Consider the following 13790-nt stretch of genomic DNA (forward strand, 5'->3'; position numbering starts at 1 on the left):
GTCAGGGGTCCTTGCGCAGCCGCTGTTGAAGCAGCTGGGCGAAATTCGGAAGATTCTTGAAGTCCGGCACGCGCACCGGCGCGGGCGGCGGCAGCGGTTCGGGCAGGGTGTGCAGGGTGTTGATGCCGCCAGCGGTGACGCCCAGCAGCAGCTGCTGGCCATTGACCTCGACCACCACCACGCGCTCCTTGGCACCGACACTCAGGCTGGCGACCACCTTCATGCCTTCGGCCGGGCGGAAGCCGCTGCCGGGCAGGCGCTTGAGCAGCCAGCCGAGGCCGATGACCAGCGCCAGCACTGCCAGCAACGCCAGCACCGCACCGAACAGGCTCGGCGCGGCGGCTGCGTGCTGGCCGATCTGCGGGCCGACCGGAGCGACGGTCTTGCCGACCGCCAGCAGTGTGGAGGCCAGCAGGCTCAACGCAGTCTCCGGATCCGCTCGCTCGGGCTGACCACGTCGGTCAGGCGCACGCCGAAGCGGTCGTTGATCACCACCACCTCGCCGTGGGCGATCAGGGTCCCGTTGACGAAAACATCCAGCGATTCGCCGGCGCCGCGTTCCAGTTCCACCACCGAGCCCTGGTTGAGCTGCAGCAGGTTGCGGATCGGCAGGCGGGCGCGACCGACTTCCAGCGACAGCGTCACCGGCACGTCAAGGATCACGTCCAGGTTCAGGTCCGGACCGTTCGCCTCATCGGCCTGCAGGCTGCTGAACTGGGCCGGGGTGGGTTCGAGGGCGTCGATATCGTTCATTGCGGGTCTTCCTGGATGACGGGTACGCGCGGGCGGGTGCCCGGCGGATGGGTAGCAGTGATCTTCACGGCGTTCATGCCGTTGGCGATGCCGAACTCGCCGGTGAACACCGGGATGTTCTCCACGCACAGCGGCACCTGCGGGCTGAGCTCGATCGGCAGGATGTCGCCGACCTTCAGCTGGGTCAGGTCACGCAGCGTCATGCGCTTGCTGGCCAGCACGCTGGACAGGGTCACCTCAGCGATGTTGAGCTGTTCGCGCAGGGTCTGGCCCCAGCTCTCGTCGCGATCATTGCGGTCGCTCTGGATGCCGGCGTCGAGCAGTTCGCGGATCGGCTCCAGCATCGAGTACGGCAGGGTCACGTGGATGTCGCCGCCACCGCCGTCGAGCTCGACGTGCAGGCGGCACACCACCACGTACTCGCGCGGCGTCACGATGTTGGCGAAGTGCGGGTTGATCTCCGAGTTGATGTACTCGAAGTCGACGTCCATCACCGGTGCCCAGGCCTCGCGCAGGTCGGCGAAGGTCTGCTTCAGCAGCAGGTGGATCACCCGCATTTCGGTGGCGGTGAACTCGCGGCCTTCGATGCGGGTCGGGTAGCGCCCGTCGCCGCCGAAGAAGTTGTCGACGATGGCGAACACCAGGGTCGGCTCGAACACGATCAGGCCGGTGCCGCGCAGTGGCTTGAAGCGGATCAGGTTCAGGTTGGTCGGCACATACAGCGAGTGCATGTAGTCGTTGAACTTGATCAGCTCGATGCCGCGCACCGACAGCTCGGCCGAGCGGCGGATCAGGTTGAACAGGCCGATCCGCCACAGGCGCGCGAAGCGCTCGTGGACCATTTCCAGGGTCGGCATGCGACCGCGGATGATGCGGTCCTGGCTGGCGAAGTCGTAGGAACGCGCCTCGCCTGACGGCGGCTCCGGATCGGTTTCGACCGCGCCACTGTCCACGCCGTGGAGCAGGGCATCGATCTCATCCTGGGACAGCAGGTCATTCATCGGTGGGCCCTTACTGGGTCACGAAGCTGGTGAACAGCAGATCGTCGGCGCCGTTGCTGCCGGTCTCGGCCTTGAGCACTTTCTGCACTTCGGCCAGCGAAGCGGCCTGCAGCTTCTGCTTGCCGGCGATGTCGGCGATCTGGTCGGGGCTAACCTGCGAGAACAGCATCAGCAGGCGTGCGCGGATGGCCGGGGCATGCGTCTTGATCGCTTCCAGTGCGGCCGGGTCGCGGGTCATCAGCTGCACTTCCAGCTGCAGGTAGCGCGGGCCGTCGACCGGGCCGTTGAGATTGACCACGAAGGCCGGGTCCAGCGCGAAGTACTGGGCCGGTGCCGGGGTCGTGGTCTTCTTCGGGGCCTGCGCGGCCTTGTCTTCGTGCTTGGACTGGGTGAAGAACCAGACGCCGCCACCGGCGGCAGCGGCGGCCAGCACGGCCACCAATGCGGTGATCAGGATCGGACTACGCGGCTTGGCGGTCTTGTCCTTCTCGGCGGTCTTCTTGGTTTTGTCAGCGGCTGCGGCCACGAGGTGAAGCTCCTGAGGGTTGCTTCACCGGGATATGCAAGGGGTGTGCCGGAGCCGGGGCAGAGGGGGGCGACGGAATTCCGTCGGGGTGCCGGTGGGGCCGTGCGGAGCAAGCTCCGCACCCACCAACGCGATACTGGTAGGTGCCAACCGTCCCGCTCTGGTGGGTGCCAACCTTGGTTGGCACGTCTGTCAGGCGTACGCGTCCAGCAGCCCGCGCTGGCGGATCAACTGAGTGGACGACACGCTGGTGTCACCCGGCGACGGTTCTCCGTCACCCGCGATGCCGCCACGACCGGCCTGGCCCGACGCATTGCCGTCACCACCGGGGCCCTGGTGGCCAACATCGGCGTGGGCCAGCTGGAAACCCTGTTCGCCCAGCAGTTCACGCAGGCGTGGCAGACTGCTTTCCAATGCCTGGCGCACCTCCACGTGCGGACTGCTGAAGCTGGCATGCACCTTGTCGCCGTTCAACTGCAGGCGAACATCCACCGGGCCCATGTCATCCGGACTCAGCCGGATGTGGGCGTGGCCGATCTTCTGGTCGGCCAGCCAGCCCAGGCGCGCACCGATGGCCTGGTCGAAACCATCGTCACCGAGCACCGGCTTCGGCGTTGGCTCGCCATTGAAGATGGCATTGCCGGTGGCCAGCGCGGCCTTCAGATCCTGCACGGCCGCGTTGCCCGGCGCATGCAGCAGCGGCGCCGTGGCGCGGTCGCCGATGAGGGATGCGTCGCTGCCTTCGCCACGTTCGCTGTGCTTCCCGGGCAGCACCATCTCAGGCAACGGCAGCGTGGCCGCCTGGTCGCTGCCGCTGCTGGCGGTGGACGATGTGGCCGCCGCCGCGGTGGACGGCAGGGCCGCTGCGACCGGCGCTGCAGCGGGCGCGGGCAGGGCGTTGCCGCCTGCGTCGCTGGCCGTCACTGCCGCGGCTGGCAGAGCGCTGGCAGGATCGGCAGGCGCCGGTATCGCCAGCACCAGCCCGGCCAGGCCGAGCGGTGGCCAAGGGGCTTCCTCGCTCGCGGCCGGGGTGTCCTTTTCGGCAACCGGCTTGGCCGGTGCTGCGGGCACCGTGGCGGCGGGCTCGTCGGGGGCGGCAGCGCTGTCCGGCCTGCGATCGGCGCCGGCCTGGCCGTTGCTGTCGGACGCTGGACTCTGCGTGGACGGCGTCGGCGTACTCGACGGCTTGGCAGGCGCATCGGCGCCCGTGGCGCCCCCCTGCAGCAGCTGGCTGAACTCTTTGCTGCCGTCACCGCGTGGCGCGCGCGTTGCGCTGCTGCCGGAATTCTGTGGCTGCGCGTTGGCACTGCCGGCCAATGGGGTAGGCATCACGAGCGGCCTCCCTGCTCGGTGCCGTCCTGGTCTTCGGCCTGCACCAGTCGTGCGCGACGCGCGCCAATGTCATCCATCTCGCGCTGGTCACGGCGGTCGGTCACCACCTTTTCCTGTGCGCGGTAGCTGGCAGCCAGCTGTTCCAGCACGGCCTTGTCACGGCTGGCCAGGATCAGCCGCGCGCGCTCGGCTTCCACTTTTTCGCGGTTGCCATCCACGGTGCGCTGCTGCTGCTCCACCGCGCTGTCGAGGCGGTCGAGGAAGGCACGCCGGTTCAGCAGCTGCGCCGGACTGGTCGCCGCCATCTGGGCGTTGGCGTACTCCTCGGCGTAGCGGCGCAGTTCGTCCAGTCGCGATAGATGGGTGTCGAGCACGCGCTGGCGTTCGGCAAGGTCGCGGGCAACCGCGTCCTCGTGTTCCTGGGCCCGCTTGAGCAGGGGATCGATGCGCTTGGACTGGTTCATGGCTTAACTCTCTTGTTCCACCAGGCGCTGCAGTGCCGCCTGGCTGTGCGGGAGATCTGCGGCCTTGGCAACGTCCTGGCCGAGGAACTCCATGATTTCCGGCCAGCGTTCCAGGGCTTCGTCGGTGGCCGCGTCGTTGCCGCGCTGGTAGGCACCGATGGCGATCAGATCGCGGTTGGCCGAGTAGGCCGAGACCAGCCGCTTCAGCTTGCGGATGCGCAGGCGCCACGGTTCGTCGGCGATTTCCGTGACCACGCGGCTGACCGACGATTCAACGTCGATGGCCGGGTACAGGCCACTGTCGGCCACGCGCCGCGACAGCAGGATGTGGCCGTCGAGGATCGCGCGCGCCGCATCGGCAATCGGATCCTGCGGATCGTCGCCTTCGGTCAGCACGGTGTAGAACGCGGTGATCGAGCCGCGGCCCTTGGCACCATTGCCGGCGCGTTCGACCAGTGCCGGCAGCTTGGCGAACACCGACGGCGGGTAGCCGCGGGTGGTCGGCGGTTCGCCCACCGACAGGCCGATCTCGCGCTGCGCCTGGGCGAAGCGGGTCAGTGAGTCCATCAGCAGCAGCACGTTCAGGCCCTGGTCGCGGAACCACTCGGCGATGGCGGTGGCACGGTAGGCGCCGTGCAGGCGCGCCAGCGGCGGACGGTCGGCGGGGCTGGCGACCACCACGGCGCGGCGCAGGCCTTCTTCGCCCAGCGTGGTCTCGACGAAATCGCGCACTTCGCGGCCACGTTCACCGATCAGGCCGACCACGATCACGTCCGCAGCGGTGTAGCGGGTCATCATGCCCAGCAGCGTCGACTTGCCGACGCCGGAACCGGCGAACAGGCCGACGCGCTGGCCGCGGCCGATCGGCAGCAGCGCGTTGATCGCGCGCACGCCCACGTCCAGCGGCTGGGTAATGGGTTCGCGCGCAAGCGGATTGATCGACACGCCGGCCATGCCGACGTGGCCTTCGGCGCGGATCGGGCCCTTGCCATCCAGCGGCACGCCGTCGCTGTCGATGACGCGGCCAAGCAGGCCTTCGCCCACTTCCACGCCACCGCGGCGCGCCGATGGCACCACCCGCGCATTGGGCAACAGGCCATGCAGCTCTGCGCTGGGCATCAGGTAGGTGCGCTCGCCGGCGAAGCCGACCACTTCGGCATCGACCCAGCCACCATCAACCACTTCCACCTTGCAGCTGGCGCCGAGGGGCGCCTCGCAGCCGACGGCTTCCAGGGTCAGGCCGACCGCGCGGCGCAGTACGCCTTCGCGGATCAGGCCGCGGCCATGGGCGGTATCCACACGCAGGCCATCGAGGCGACGGGCCAGGCGCAGGTTGCGGGCCATGGCCCAGTCGGCCGGTGGCGGCGTCGGCTGTGGATCGGGGGTCATGCATTGGCTCCGGTCTGGCGGATCACCGCGTCCAGCGCGCCGCGCAGGCGGGCTTCCAAGGTGCCGTCGATGCGCACCGCTTCGGCGTGCACGCGAAGATCGCCACGGCTCAGGCTGGTATCGGGCACCAGGCGCTGTTGCGGCGGCAGGCTCAGCAACGGGGCGAGGGCGGCGATGTCATCCGGGTGCAGCCGCACTTCCACTTCCCGGGTGCTGCCACCCACCGCGTCAATCGCTTCACCGACCAGCTGCGCCAGCAGTGCCGGGTCAGCTTCATAGGCGCGGCCGACCAGCGCGCCGGCGATGCGCACCGCCAGCTCGCCCAGTGCGCCGACCACTTCGTTCTCCAGCCGCACCAGTGGTCGGCTGAAGTTGTCGAGGATGCCTTCGATCTGCGCAGCGAGGCGGCGCACTTCGGCCTGGCCCTGGCCATAGCCTTCGGCATGGCCGTGCTGGAAGCCTTCCTTCTCAGCGCTGTCCTGGATCGCCTGGATCTCCTCCAGGGTCGGCAGTTGCAGCGGCGGTTCGGGGTCGTGTTCCGGGTCCGGCTCGGTGAGCTCGAACGCATCCTCCTGCTCCAGCGCCGGTTCGGGCTGGGCCAGCAGGTCCGGGGCAAGCCAGCGCACGACGTTGCTCACAGCATGGCCTCCGCGCTGCCACCAATGGTGACGGTGCCTTCATCGGCCATGCGCTTGACGATGGCCAGGATCTCGCGCTGCGCGCCTTCCACGTCGGACAAGCGCACCGGGCCGCGGGCTTCCATGTCTTCCAGCAGGATTTCCGCCGCGCGCTGCGACATGTTGCGGGTGATCTTGTCGCGCACCTTGATGTCGGCGCCGCGCAGGGCCAGGCCCAGGCGCTCGCCGCTCACTTCGCGCAGCACCAGCTGCATTTCGCGGTCGTCGAGGTCGACCAGGTCGTCGAACACGAACATCAGGTCCTGGATGCGGTTGCTCAACGGCGCATCGATGCGCGCGATTTCGCCCAGGATCGCCTGGTCCTGGCCGCTGTCCATGAAGTTCAGGATGTTGGCCGCGCACTGCACGCCGCCAATGTTGGACGACTTCAGGTTCTGGTTGCCGGCGAACTGGCGCTCCATGATCTCGTTGAGTTCATTCAGCGCATTCGGCGGAATGCCGTCGAGGGTGGCGATGCGCAGCAGCACGTCCACGCGGGTACGGTCCGGCAGCAGTTTCAGCGCGTCGGCGGCCTGGTCGGTTTCCAGGTGCGCCATCACGATGGCGATGATCTGCGGGTGCTCGTTGCGCACCAGATCGGCCACCGCACGCGGGTCCATCCACTTCAGTGCGTCCAGGCCGGTGGTGTTGCGGCCGAGCAGGATGCGGTCGATCAGGTTGCCGGCCTTCTCGCTGCCCAGCGCCTGCACCAGCATGTTGCGGATGTAGTCGTCGGAGCCCACGCCCAGCGAGGTCTTCGAGCCCAGTTCCTGGCCGAACTGGTCCATCACCCGTTCCACCTGTTCGCGGGTGATGTCGGTCATGGTGGCCATGGCGATGCCGATCTTCTGCACTTCCTTGGGTTCCATGTGGCGCAGCACTTCGGCTGCGTCCAGCTCACCCAGGGACAGCAGCAGCACAGCCGCGCGCTGCACACCGGTCAGTGGCGCCTCAGTCATTGGCCACCCAACCCTTGACCACCTGGGCCACGCGCTTGGAGTCGGTCTTCACGGCTTCACGCGCCATCCGCAGTCGTTCCTCATATGAATCCACCGGCAGGGCCAGCGCATCCGGCCCGCCCAGGCTGGCCCGGTCGGCGCCGAGCGCCGGCAGTGGCATGCCATCGTCATCGACCAGCTGCACGTCCGCGGTATGCGGTTCCAGTGCCTGCGGGTCGTCCTTCTTGTTCTGGCCAGTGATCGCACGCAGGGCCGGGCGCAGCACGCCGAACAGCAGCGCCAGCACCACCACCGCGCCAAGCAGCATGCGGCCGGCATCGTGCACCCACGGCAGTTCCCACCAGGCCGGGCCTTCTTCGGGCGTGATCTCGCGCACGAACGGGGCGTTCATCACCGACACGGTGTCGCCACGCTCGGCATTGAAGCCGACGGCCTGCTTGACCAGCGCTTCGACGCGGGTCAGTTCGGCAGCCGACAGCGGCTGCGGGCTCATCTTGCCGTTGGCGCCGGCGCGCGGCACGTTGTCCACCAGCACCGCCACCGAGACGCGCTTGATGCGGCCGGCCGGCTGGCGAGTGTGCTGCAGCGTGCGGTCCAGCTCGTAGTTGCGGGTCGCGTTCTTGCTGCTTTCGGTCGGGGCCTGCGCAGTGGCCGGCGCGGCCTGCTGGCCCGGCGGGCTGTTGCTGGTCGCGCCCGGCACGCCCTGCGGGCCCGGCGTGCTGGTGGTGTTCTCGCTCATCTGCTCGCTGCGCAGCTTCTGCGGTTCACCGTTGTAGAGCTCACGGGCTTCCTCGGTCACCGAGAAGTCCATGTCCACGCTCACTTCCGGATTGACGCGGCCGGGGCCGGTCATCGGTTCCAGCAGCTCGCGGATGCGCTGGTTGAACGAGGTTTCCTGGCGGCGCACCTGCTCGAACTGGGCCGCGTTGACCGCCGCCTCGCTGTTCGGGTCGGTGATGCTGAGCATGCGCCCGCTCTGGTCGACCACGGTCACGCGTTCCGGAGCGAGGTCCGGAATGCTGGCCGCGACCATGTGCACGATGGCGTCCACCTGGCTGCGTTCCAGCTGCTGGCCGCCACGCAGTTCCAGGGTGACCGAGGCGCTGGCCACGTCACGCTGCCGGGTGAAGGCGCTGGGCTTGGGAATGGCCAGGTGCACGCGCGAATCGCGCACCGGGCGCAGCGTGTTGATGGTGCGCGACAGCTCGGTTTCCAACGCATGCTGGTAGCGCGCGCTTTCCACGAACTGGCTGACGCCGAAGCCCGGGTCGCGCTCCATCAGCTCGAAGCCGAGCTTGCCGCTGTCGGTCAGGCCGGAGCCGGCCAGCTTCAGGCGGGCGTCGTGCAGGTTCTTTTCCGGCACGGTGATGCCACCGGTGGCCGGGTCGAGGGCGAACGGGATCTGCGCGGCGCGCAGCAGGTCGGTCGCTTCAGCGGTCGCCTTCTGGTCCAGGCCGGTATACAGCGGGACCATGCCGGGCTTCTGCGACCAGAAGAACACGGACAGGCCTGCCGCCACCGCCACCGCGATCATCGCCATCAGGCCCAGCCGACGGGTGATCTGCAGACTCTGCAGGCGGTCGAACCATTGCCCGGCCTTCTCGGCGTTCAGGCTGTCCTTGGAGAGCGTCAGTGCCATGCGTCAACGTTCCTTACAGCGGCATGTTCATCACGTCCTGGTAAGCCTGGACGAGACGGTTGCGGACTTCCACGGTGGCGCGGAAGGCGATCTGGGACTGCTGCGAGGCGACCATCACCTTGGCCAGGTCGGCGCTGGGGTCGCCCATTTCGAAGGCCTTGGCGAGGGCGCCGGATTTCTGTTGCGCGTCGTTGACGCCGGCAATCGCACCACGCAGGGTTTCGGTGAAGCTGGCCGGCTGGGCCTGCGGTGCGTCCAGCACCGTGCCCGGCAGGGCATTGCTGCGCGGCGTTTCGCCCAGCGGGTTGAGCGCCGGCTGTCCCATCTGGGTCTGATAGGAGCGGATCTGCGAAAGGATCGAAGTGACGGAGTGGGACATCTGCAACGGTTCCAGAAACAGGGGATGGGGTTGTCTGCTGGAGCAGGTGCAAGTGCCGTGCCGAAACCGGTTTTCGATTCAGTGAAGTGAGGAGGTTGGGTGTGCGTGCGGGGTTGCACCCCGCTCCCCGCGGTAGTGTCGGCCGCTGGCCGGCAACATCAGCGGCAACGGCCGAAGCCGAAGCCGAAGCCGAAGCCGAAGCAACGGCAGAAGCTGGCTATCCGTGGGGTGGCGGGATGGGTCCGGTTGCGGGGGACGCCGTAAACCCGTCCCTGGGGGCTTGGCCGCGGCATCCATGCCGCGGACACCCCCGCAACCGGACCCACCCCGCCTTCGACAGTTTCCCGCGATCTGTCGGAATTGCATGGGCTGCTCTTGGTGGGTGTCGACCTTGGTCGACACGGCTCTTCTGGAGTCGTATCCCGTTGCTGCGCAACGGGCTCTGACCCCATGGTCATGTGTGGACGAGGCGTCGGCGAGGCGCCATTTAACTGGCGTCGGTTTTCTGGCCTATGGCTGCAGGGTCCATCGGCCGGAATTCTGGCGCTGGCGGGGTGCGATGGGGCCGTCGTGCTGGGTGTAGATGAAACGGCCCTGGTGGTCGGTCTGGCAGGTCAGCAGCAGGGTGTAGTGGGTAGGGCCGGCAGGGTGGGCTTCGGTCATCTGGATCTCGGCGATGTGCGGGGCCAGGCGCTGGTAGCGGTAGCTGCCGCCGATGCGCAGATCGGTGCCGAGGATGTCCAGCACGTACTGGTTGCCGGCGAAGCTGAGCTGGACCATGCGTCCGGCATTCGGATTATCTGGCTGGTACAGCGGGTCGCTGAGGTTGGTGAACTGGCGCTGGTCCAGTGTGGTGGGCAGGGTGCAGTCGGCGGCGGCGGTGGCCAGGGCCGGGCAGAGCAGGGCGGCGAGCAGGGTGAGGCGATGCATGGTCGGAGCTCCTTGGGATGTCCTTGCCATGCTCCGCACTGCGGCGGTGATGTCTTTAGGAAAACGTGCAAATGCAATGGGGCCAGATTCCTTTCCGCAGGAAAGGGATCTGACCCCAGGTACTGGAAACACCAACGCCCGGGCAAGCCCAGGCGTTCGTGCCCCCTTCATGCTGGTCGCGAGCTTCAGCCGGCCAGTTCGGCCTGCTCGCGTTCGATGCCGTACTTGCGCAGCTTTTCCACCAGGGTGGTTCGGCGCAGGCCGAGCAGTTGGGCGGCGTGGGCGACGACGCCCTGGGTGCGTTCCAGTGCTTCGTTGATCAGGCCCAGTTCGATGTTGGCCATGTGGTTGCGCAGGTCCATGCCTTCATCGGGTAGCGCCGCCGGTGCTGCGGCGCGATTGACGGCAATGCCGTGCTCCAGTGCCGGTTGGCTGCCGCCGCCCGGGGTGTGGAACGAGAAGCTGCGCAGGTCCAGGCGTTCTTCGCTCGCCGTCGGCTGTACCGGTGCCGATGCGGCCACCGCTGCCAGTGCAGCGTCGCCACGGTAGCGGGCCGGCAGGTCCTGCACGCGCACCGAACCGCCCGGATGCAGCACCGCCAGGCGCTCGACCAGGTTGGTCAGCTCACGCACGTTGCCCGGCCACTCGTAGCCGGCCAGTGCCTGCAGGGCTTCCGGAGTGAAGCGCACTTCGCCACGGCCGGTACGGGCCAGCTGCGCGGCAATGGTTTCGACCAGTGCCGGCAGGTCTTCGCGACGCTCGCGCAGGGCGGGCACGTCGATCGGGAACACATTGAGGCGGTAGAACAGGTCCTCGCGGAACTTGCCTTCGGCAATACGGGTTTCCAGGTCGCGGTGGGTCGCTGCAACGACGCGCACGTTGCAGCGGATGGTCTGGTTGCCACCGACGCGCTCGAAGCTGCGCTCCTGCAGCACACGCAGCAGCTTCACCTGCATCGGCAGGCTCATGTCGCCGATTTCGTCCAGCAGCAGGGTACCGCCTTCGGCCATTTCGAAACGACCCTTGCGCGCGGTCAGTGCGCCAGTGAAGGCACCCTTTTCGTGGCCGAACAGTTCGCTTTCCAGCAGGTCGGCCGGAATGGCGCCGCAGTTGATCGCCACGAACGGGCCATCACGGCGCGGCGAGCGCTGGTGGATCGCGCGCGACACCACTTCCTTGCCGGTACCGGATTCGCCCAGCACCAGCACGGTGGTGTCGAATGCGGCCACCTGTTCGATCATGGTGCGTAGTTCGGTCACCGCCGGGCCGTTGCCGGTCGGGCCCTGGTCCTGCGCGGCGCCGGCCTGGTGCTCGGCATCCAGGCGCTTGAGGCTGGCGCGGCGCAGCAGGGCTTCCATCTGCGCATGGCGCAGCGGGGTTTCCAACGGCCAGATGTTGGCTTCGTGCAGGCCGTGCTGGTGGGCAAAGGCTGCGGCATCACCGTCGGCCAGCAGTACCGGCGGCGGCAGGCTGCTGCCGCCCAGCCAGTTGTACAGTGCGGTGCTGGCAGCGTTGTCGTCCAGAGTGCCGACGATCACCGCCATCCAGTCGTTCTGGCGCTGGCGGCCCAGGTCGAAGTCGGCCGCGTCGGAAACCCAACGCGGGTTGAAGTCCATGAATTCCAGCAGGGCAACGGTGCGCTCGGCACGCACGGCGTCGTTGTCCAGCACCAGGATGCGCGATTCGCTCACGATCGATCCTCCCTGAGGCCTTCCAGGATCGGCATGACTTCCTGGATGTAGGACAGCTTGCTGACAAAATTGTCGGCGCCGGCACGCAGCGCGTGTTCGCGGTGTTCGGCGTCGTCGAAGTGGCTGGCGATCACGATGTACGGTGCATCGTCCTGCGACTTGATCAGGCGGGTGGCCTGCAGGCCGCCCATTTCCGGCATTGCCAGGTCCATCAGCACCACCTGCGGGCGCAGCGTTTCCGAGCGTTCGATCGCTTCCAGGCCGTTGCCGGCGCTGCCGACGATCTGCAGCCAGTCGATCTTGCGGAAATGGCGCATCGCCGCGTTGATGAAGCCCTCGTGGTCATCGACCAGCAGGACCGTGAGCTTGTTCATGTCCAACATCCTTTTCAGCCCACCCGGGCCAGCTGCGGTTGCCTGGCGCCAAGCCGGCGCCGTTCACGGGCCGGGGCGATGTCCAGTTGTTCTCGGTATTTTGCGACGGTTCGGCGGGCAATGTTCACCCCCTGGCGCGACAGCAGGCCGGCGATGGCCTCGTCGGCCAGCGGCCGGCCGGCGGGTTCGGCGTCGATCAGGCGGCGGACCATGGCCTTCACGGCCTGGCCGGAGACGCTGGCACCTTCCAGGCGCACGGCGAAGAAGTGCTTCAGTTCGAAGGTGCCGCGCGGGGTCTGTAGGAACTTGCCGGTGGTGATGCGCGAGACGGTGGACTCGTGCATGCCGATTTCCTCGGCCACTTCCTTCAGGGTCAGCGGCGCCATGGCCTCCTCGCCACGCACCAGGAACGCGGCCTGGCGCTCGACGATCACCCGCGCGGTGCGCAGCAGGGTGTCATAGCGCATCGACAGGCCGCGGCTGAACCAGCGTGCTTCCTGCAGCATTTCGCGCAGTGCCGGTGCGGCCTCGCTGGTCTCGGCCAGCGCCTGTTCGTACTGGCTGTTGATCGAGACGCGGCGGCTGGTGGCCGGGTTCAGTGCCACCTTCCACTGGTCGTCGGCGTGCCAGGCGATCACGTCAGGTACCACCACGGCATTGCGTTCGGGCAGCAGGCTGTCGCCCGGCCGCGGCTGAAGCGACAGGATCAGGCGCACGGCTTCGCGCACGTCGTCGATTTCGGCATCGTGCTGGCGGGCGAGAGCGGGGTAGTCGTGCGCGGCCAGCGCGTCGAGCGCGCCATCGAGGATGCGGGCGGCCAGGTGGCGGGCGGGGACTACGCCGTGCAGGCTGCGCAACTGGGCCTGCAGGCCTTCGCGCAGGTCCTGCGCGGCCATTCCAGCAGGTTCCCCGTGCAGCAGCTGCTGGCGGATGGCTTCGACGCCGTCGGCGGCGATGTCGAACTGGGCGCTGGCCAGCAGCTGCAGCTGGTCCAGCGGTGCCTGCAGGTAGCCTGCCTCATCGCAATGGTCCAGCCAGAAGGCGGCCACGGCCAGCTCGCGGTCGTCCATGTCCAGCGCCAGGCGCTGCAGTACGCGCAGCTGAGGGTCGGTCGATTCGCCGGCGGCGATGCGCGCCATGCGGTCGTCGTCGCCGTCCTGCCAGCTGGCGCCGGCCACATCCCACATGGAAGACTCCGGCAGTTCGTCGAACGCAGCGGTTTCCAGCGTGGTGGCGACGGCCTCGGTGGCTTCGGCGGCGGGGGCTTCAGCCTCTTCGATTTCCAGCAGGGGATTGGAGTCCAGCAGGCGCTGGATTTCCTGTTCCAGGTGCAGGCCATCGAGCTGCAGCAGCCGGATCGACTGCAGCAGCTGCGGGGTGAGGTGAAGTTGTTGGCCCAGCTGGGTCGAGAGTGCAGCCTTCATCGTGGTTCCCCGGCACCGCTCCCCGGCGCCTTGTGGAACGCATCTTGCTTTTGATCCGGCGGGGGCGGAATCGGGGGGTTCCTGAGGCCTCTCGTGGATATCCCGACAGGGTGTAGGGGTATTCCCTACATCGACGCGGAATGTTGACGATGGATGTCGCCAAGTTGTTGATTTGTGGTGGGTGGCGACCCGTGCCTGCGTCGCGCCGTGTACGGATTCCTGTCAGGGCCTGTCAGGGTGACGGGAATTCGT

General features: G+C 67.8%; 15 protein-coding genes. All 15 read right to left on the minus strand.

Annotation, left to right across the window (positions count from 1 at the left end; genetic code table 11):
* Position 1 precedes the first annotated feature (1 nt).
* The 15 genes from fliO to rpoN all read right to left on the minus strand — a co-directional run bounded on the left by fliO (position 2) and on the right by rpoN (position 13538).
* Positions 2–421 (minus strand): flagellar biosynthetic protein FliO, encoded by a 420-nt coding sequence (gene fliO / locus SriyCCGPB3_RS10190; RefSeq protein ID WP_433963292.1) that lies wholly within the window; start codon positions 419–421, stop codon positions 2–4.
* Entirely contained in the window at positions 418–753 is a 336-nt protein-coding gene (gene fliN, locus SriyCCGPB3_RS10195; RefSeq protein WP_005409543.1) for a flagellar motor switch protein FliN, read from the minus strand. Before fliN ends, fliO begins: the two co-directional genes overlap by 4 nt.
* On the minus strand, positions 750–1754 hold the full coding sequence (gene fliM, locus SriyCCGPB3_RS10200; protein WP_049431106.1) for a flagellar motor switch protein FliM: 1005 nt from the start codon (positions 1752–1754) through the stop codon (positions 750–752). Before fliM ends, fliN begins: the two co-directional genes overlap by 4 nt.
* Before the next feature lie 10 nt (positions 1755–1764).
* Positions 1765–2280, minus strand: coding sequence for a flagellar basal body-associated FliL family protein (locus tag SriyCCGPB3_RS10205; RefSeq protein WP_164162381.1), 516 nt, complete (start codon positions 2278–2280; stop codon positions 1765–1767).
* Positions 2281–2472: 192 nt separating this feature from the next.
* Positions 2473–3609, minus strand: coding sequence for a flagellar hook-length control protein FliK (locus SriyCCGPB3_RS10210; RefSeq protein WP_164162382.1), 1137 nt, complete (start codon positions 3607–3609; stop codon positions 2473–2475).
* Complete coding sequence (fliJ, locus tag SriyCCGPB3_RS10215; protein ID WP_110712220.1) at positions 3609–4076, minus strand: flagellar export protein FliJ; 468 nt, start codon at positions 4074–4076, stop codon at positions 3609–3611. Before fliJ ends, SriyCCGPB3_RS10210 begins: the two co-directional genes overlap by 1 nt.
* 3 nt (positions 4077–4079) lie before the next feature.
* Entirely contained in the window at positions 4080–5465 is a 1386-nt protein-coding gene (locus SriyCCGPB3_RS10220; protein ID WP_088435729.1) for a FliI/YscN family ATPase, read from the minus strand.
* Positions 5462–6103, minus strand: coding sequence for a FliH/SctL family protein (locus SriyCCGPB3_RS10225; RefSeq protein WP_164162383.1), 642 nt, complete (start codon positions 6101–6103; stop codon positions 5462–5464). The genes SriyCCGPB3_RS10220 and SriyCCGPB3_RS10225 overlap by 4 nt, the downstream gene beginning before the upstream one ends.
* The gene (gene fliG / locus SriyCCGPB3_RS10230) at positions 6100–7086 is read right to left on the minus strand and encodes a flagellar motor switch protein FliG (protein ID WP_024958226.1); all 987 of its coding nucleotides are present in this window, start codon (positions 7084–7086) and stop codon (positions 6100–6102) included. The genes SriyCCGPB3_RS10225 and fliG overlap by 4 nt, the downstream gene beginning before the upstream one ends.
* Before the next feature lie 7 nt (positions 7087–7093).
* Entirely contained in the window at positions 7094–8740 is a 1647-nt protein-coding gene (fliF, locus tag SriyCCGPB3_RS10235) for a flagellar basal-body MS-ring/collar protein FliF (RefSeq protein WP_110712222.1), read from the minus strand.
* 13 nt (positions 8741–8753) lie between these two features.
* On the minus strand, positions 8754–9119 hold the full coding sequence (gene fliE / locus SriyCCGPB3_RS10240; RefSeq protein ID WP_005409552.1) for a flagellar hook-basal body complex protein FliE: 366 nt from the start codon (positions 9117–9119) through the stop codon (positions 8754–8756).
* Positions 9120–9629: 510 nt separating this feature from the next.
* Entirely contained in the window at positions 9630–10049 is a 420-nt protein-coding gene (locus tag SriyCCGPB3_RS10245; RefSeq protein ID WP_350260259.1) for a hypothetical protein, read from the minus strand.
* A gap of 185 nt (positions 10050–10234) precedes the next feature.
* The gene (locus SriyCCGPB3_RS10250) at positions 10235–11740 is read right to left on the minus strand and encodes a sigma-54 dependent transcriptional regulator (protein ID WP_350260260.1); all 1506 of its coding nucleotides are present in this window, start codon (positions 11738–11740) and stop codon (positions 10235–10237) included.
* Positions 11737–12114 carry a response regulator gene (locus SriyCCGPB3_RS10255; protein ID WP_010485922.1) on the minus strand — a complete coding sequence of 126 codons (378 nt, stop codon included), beginning with the start codon at positions 12112–12114 and terminating at the stop codon, positions 11737–11739. Before SriyCCGPB3_RS10255 ends, SriyCCGPB3_RS10250 begins: the two co-directional genes overlap by 4 nt.
* Positions 12115–12128: 14 nt before the next feature.
* On the minus strand, positions 12129–13538 hold the full coding sequence (rpoN, locus tag SriyCCGPB3_RS10260; RefSeq protein WP_350260261.1) for an RNA polymerase factor sigma-54: 1410 nt from the start codon (positions 13536–13538) through the stop codon (positions 12129–12131).
* Positions 13539–13790: the final 252 nt, after the last annotated feature.

The organism is Stenotrophomonas riyadhensis, from assembly GCF_040256885.1.
GTDB classification, from domain to species: domain Bacteria; phylum Pseudomonadota; class Gammaproteobacteria; order Xanthomonadales; family Xanthomonadaceae; genus Stenotrophomonas; species Stenotrophomonas riyadhensis.

Bases quoted from the DNA above. Each gene is read 5' to 3' on its own strand.
- fliN (WP_005409543.1), bottom strand. From the start codon at position 753: ATGAACGATATCGACGCCCTCGAACCCACCCCGGCCCAGTTCAGCAGC.
- fliM (WP_049431106.1), bottom strand. From the start codon at position 1,754: ATGAATGACCTGCTGTCCCAGGATGAGATCGATGCCCTGCTCCACGGC.
- SriyCCGPB3_RS10210 (WP_164162382.1), bottom strand. From the start codon at position 3,609: ATGCCTACCCCATTGGCCGGCAGTGCCAACGCGCAGCCACAGAATTCC.
- fliJ (WP_110712220.1), bottom strand. From the start codon at position 4,076: ATGAACCAGTCCAAGCGCATCGATCCCCTGCTCAAGCGGGCCCAGGAA.
- SriyCCGPB3_RS10220 (WP_088435729.1), bottom strand. From the start codon at position 5,465: ATGACCCCCGATCCACAGCCGACGCCGCCACCGGCCGACTGGGCCATG.
- fliF (WP_110712222.1), bottom strand. From the start codon at position 8,740: ATGGCACTGACGCTCTCCAAGGACAGCCTGAACGCCGAGAAGGCCGGG.
- fliE (WP_005409552.1), bottom strand. From the start codon at position 9,119: ATGTCCCACTCCGTCACTTCGATCCTTTCGCAGATCCGCTCCTATCAG.
- SriyCCGPB3_RS10245 (WP_350260259.1), bottom strand. From the start codon at position 10,049: ATGCATCGCCTCACCCTGCTCGCCGCCCTGCTCTGCCCGGCCCTGGCC.
- SriyCCGPB3_RS10255 (WP_010485922.1), bottom strand. From the start codon at position 12,114: ATGAACAAGCTCACGGTCCTGCTGGTCGATGACCACGAGGGCTTCATC.
- rpoN (WP_350260261.1), bottom strand. From the start codon at position 13,538: ATGAAGGCTGCACTCTCGACCCAGCTGGGCCAACAACTTCACCTCACC.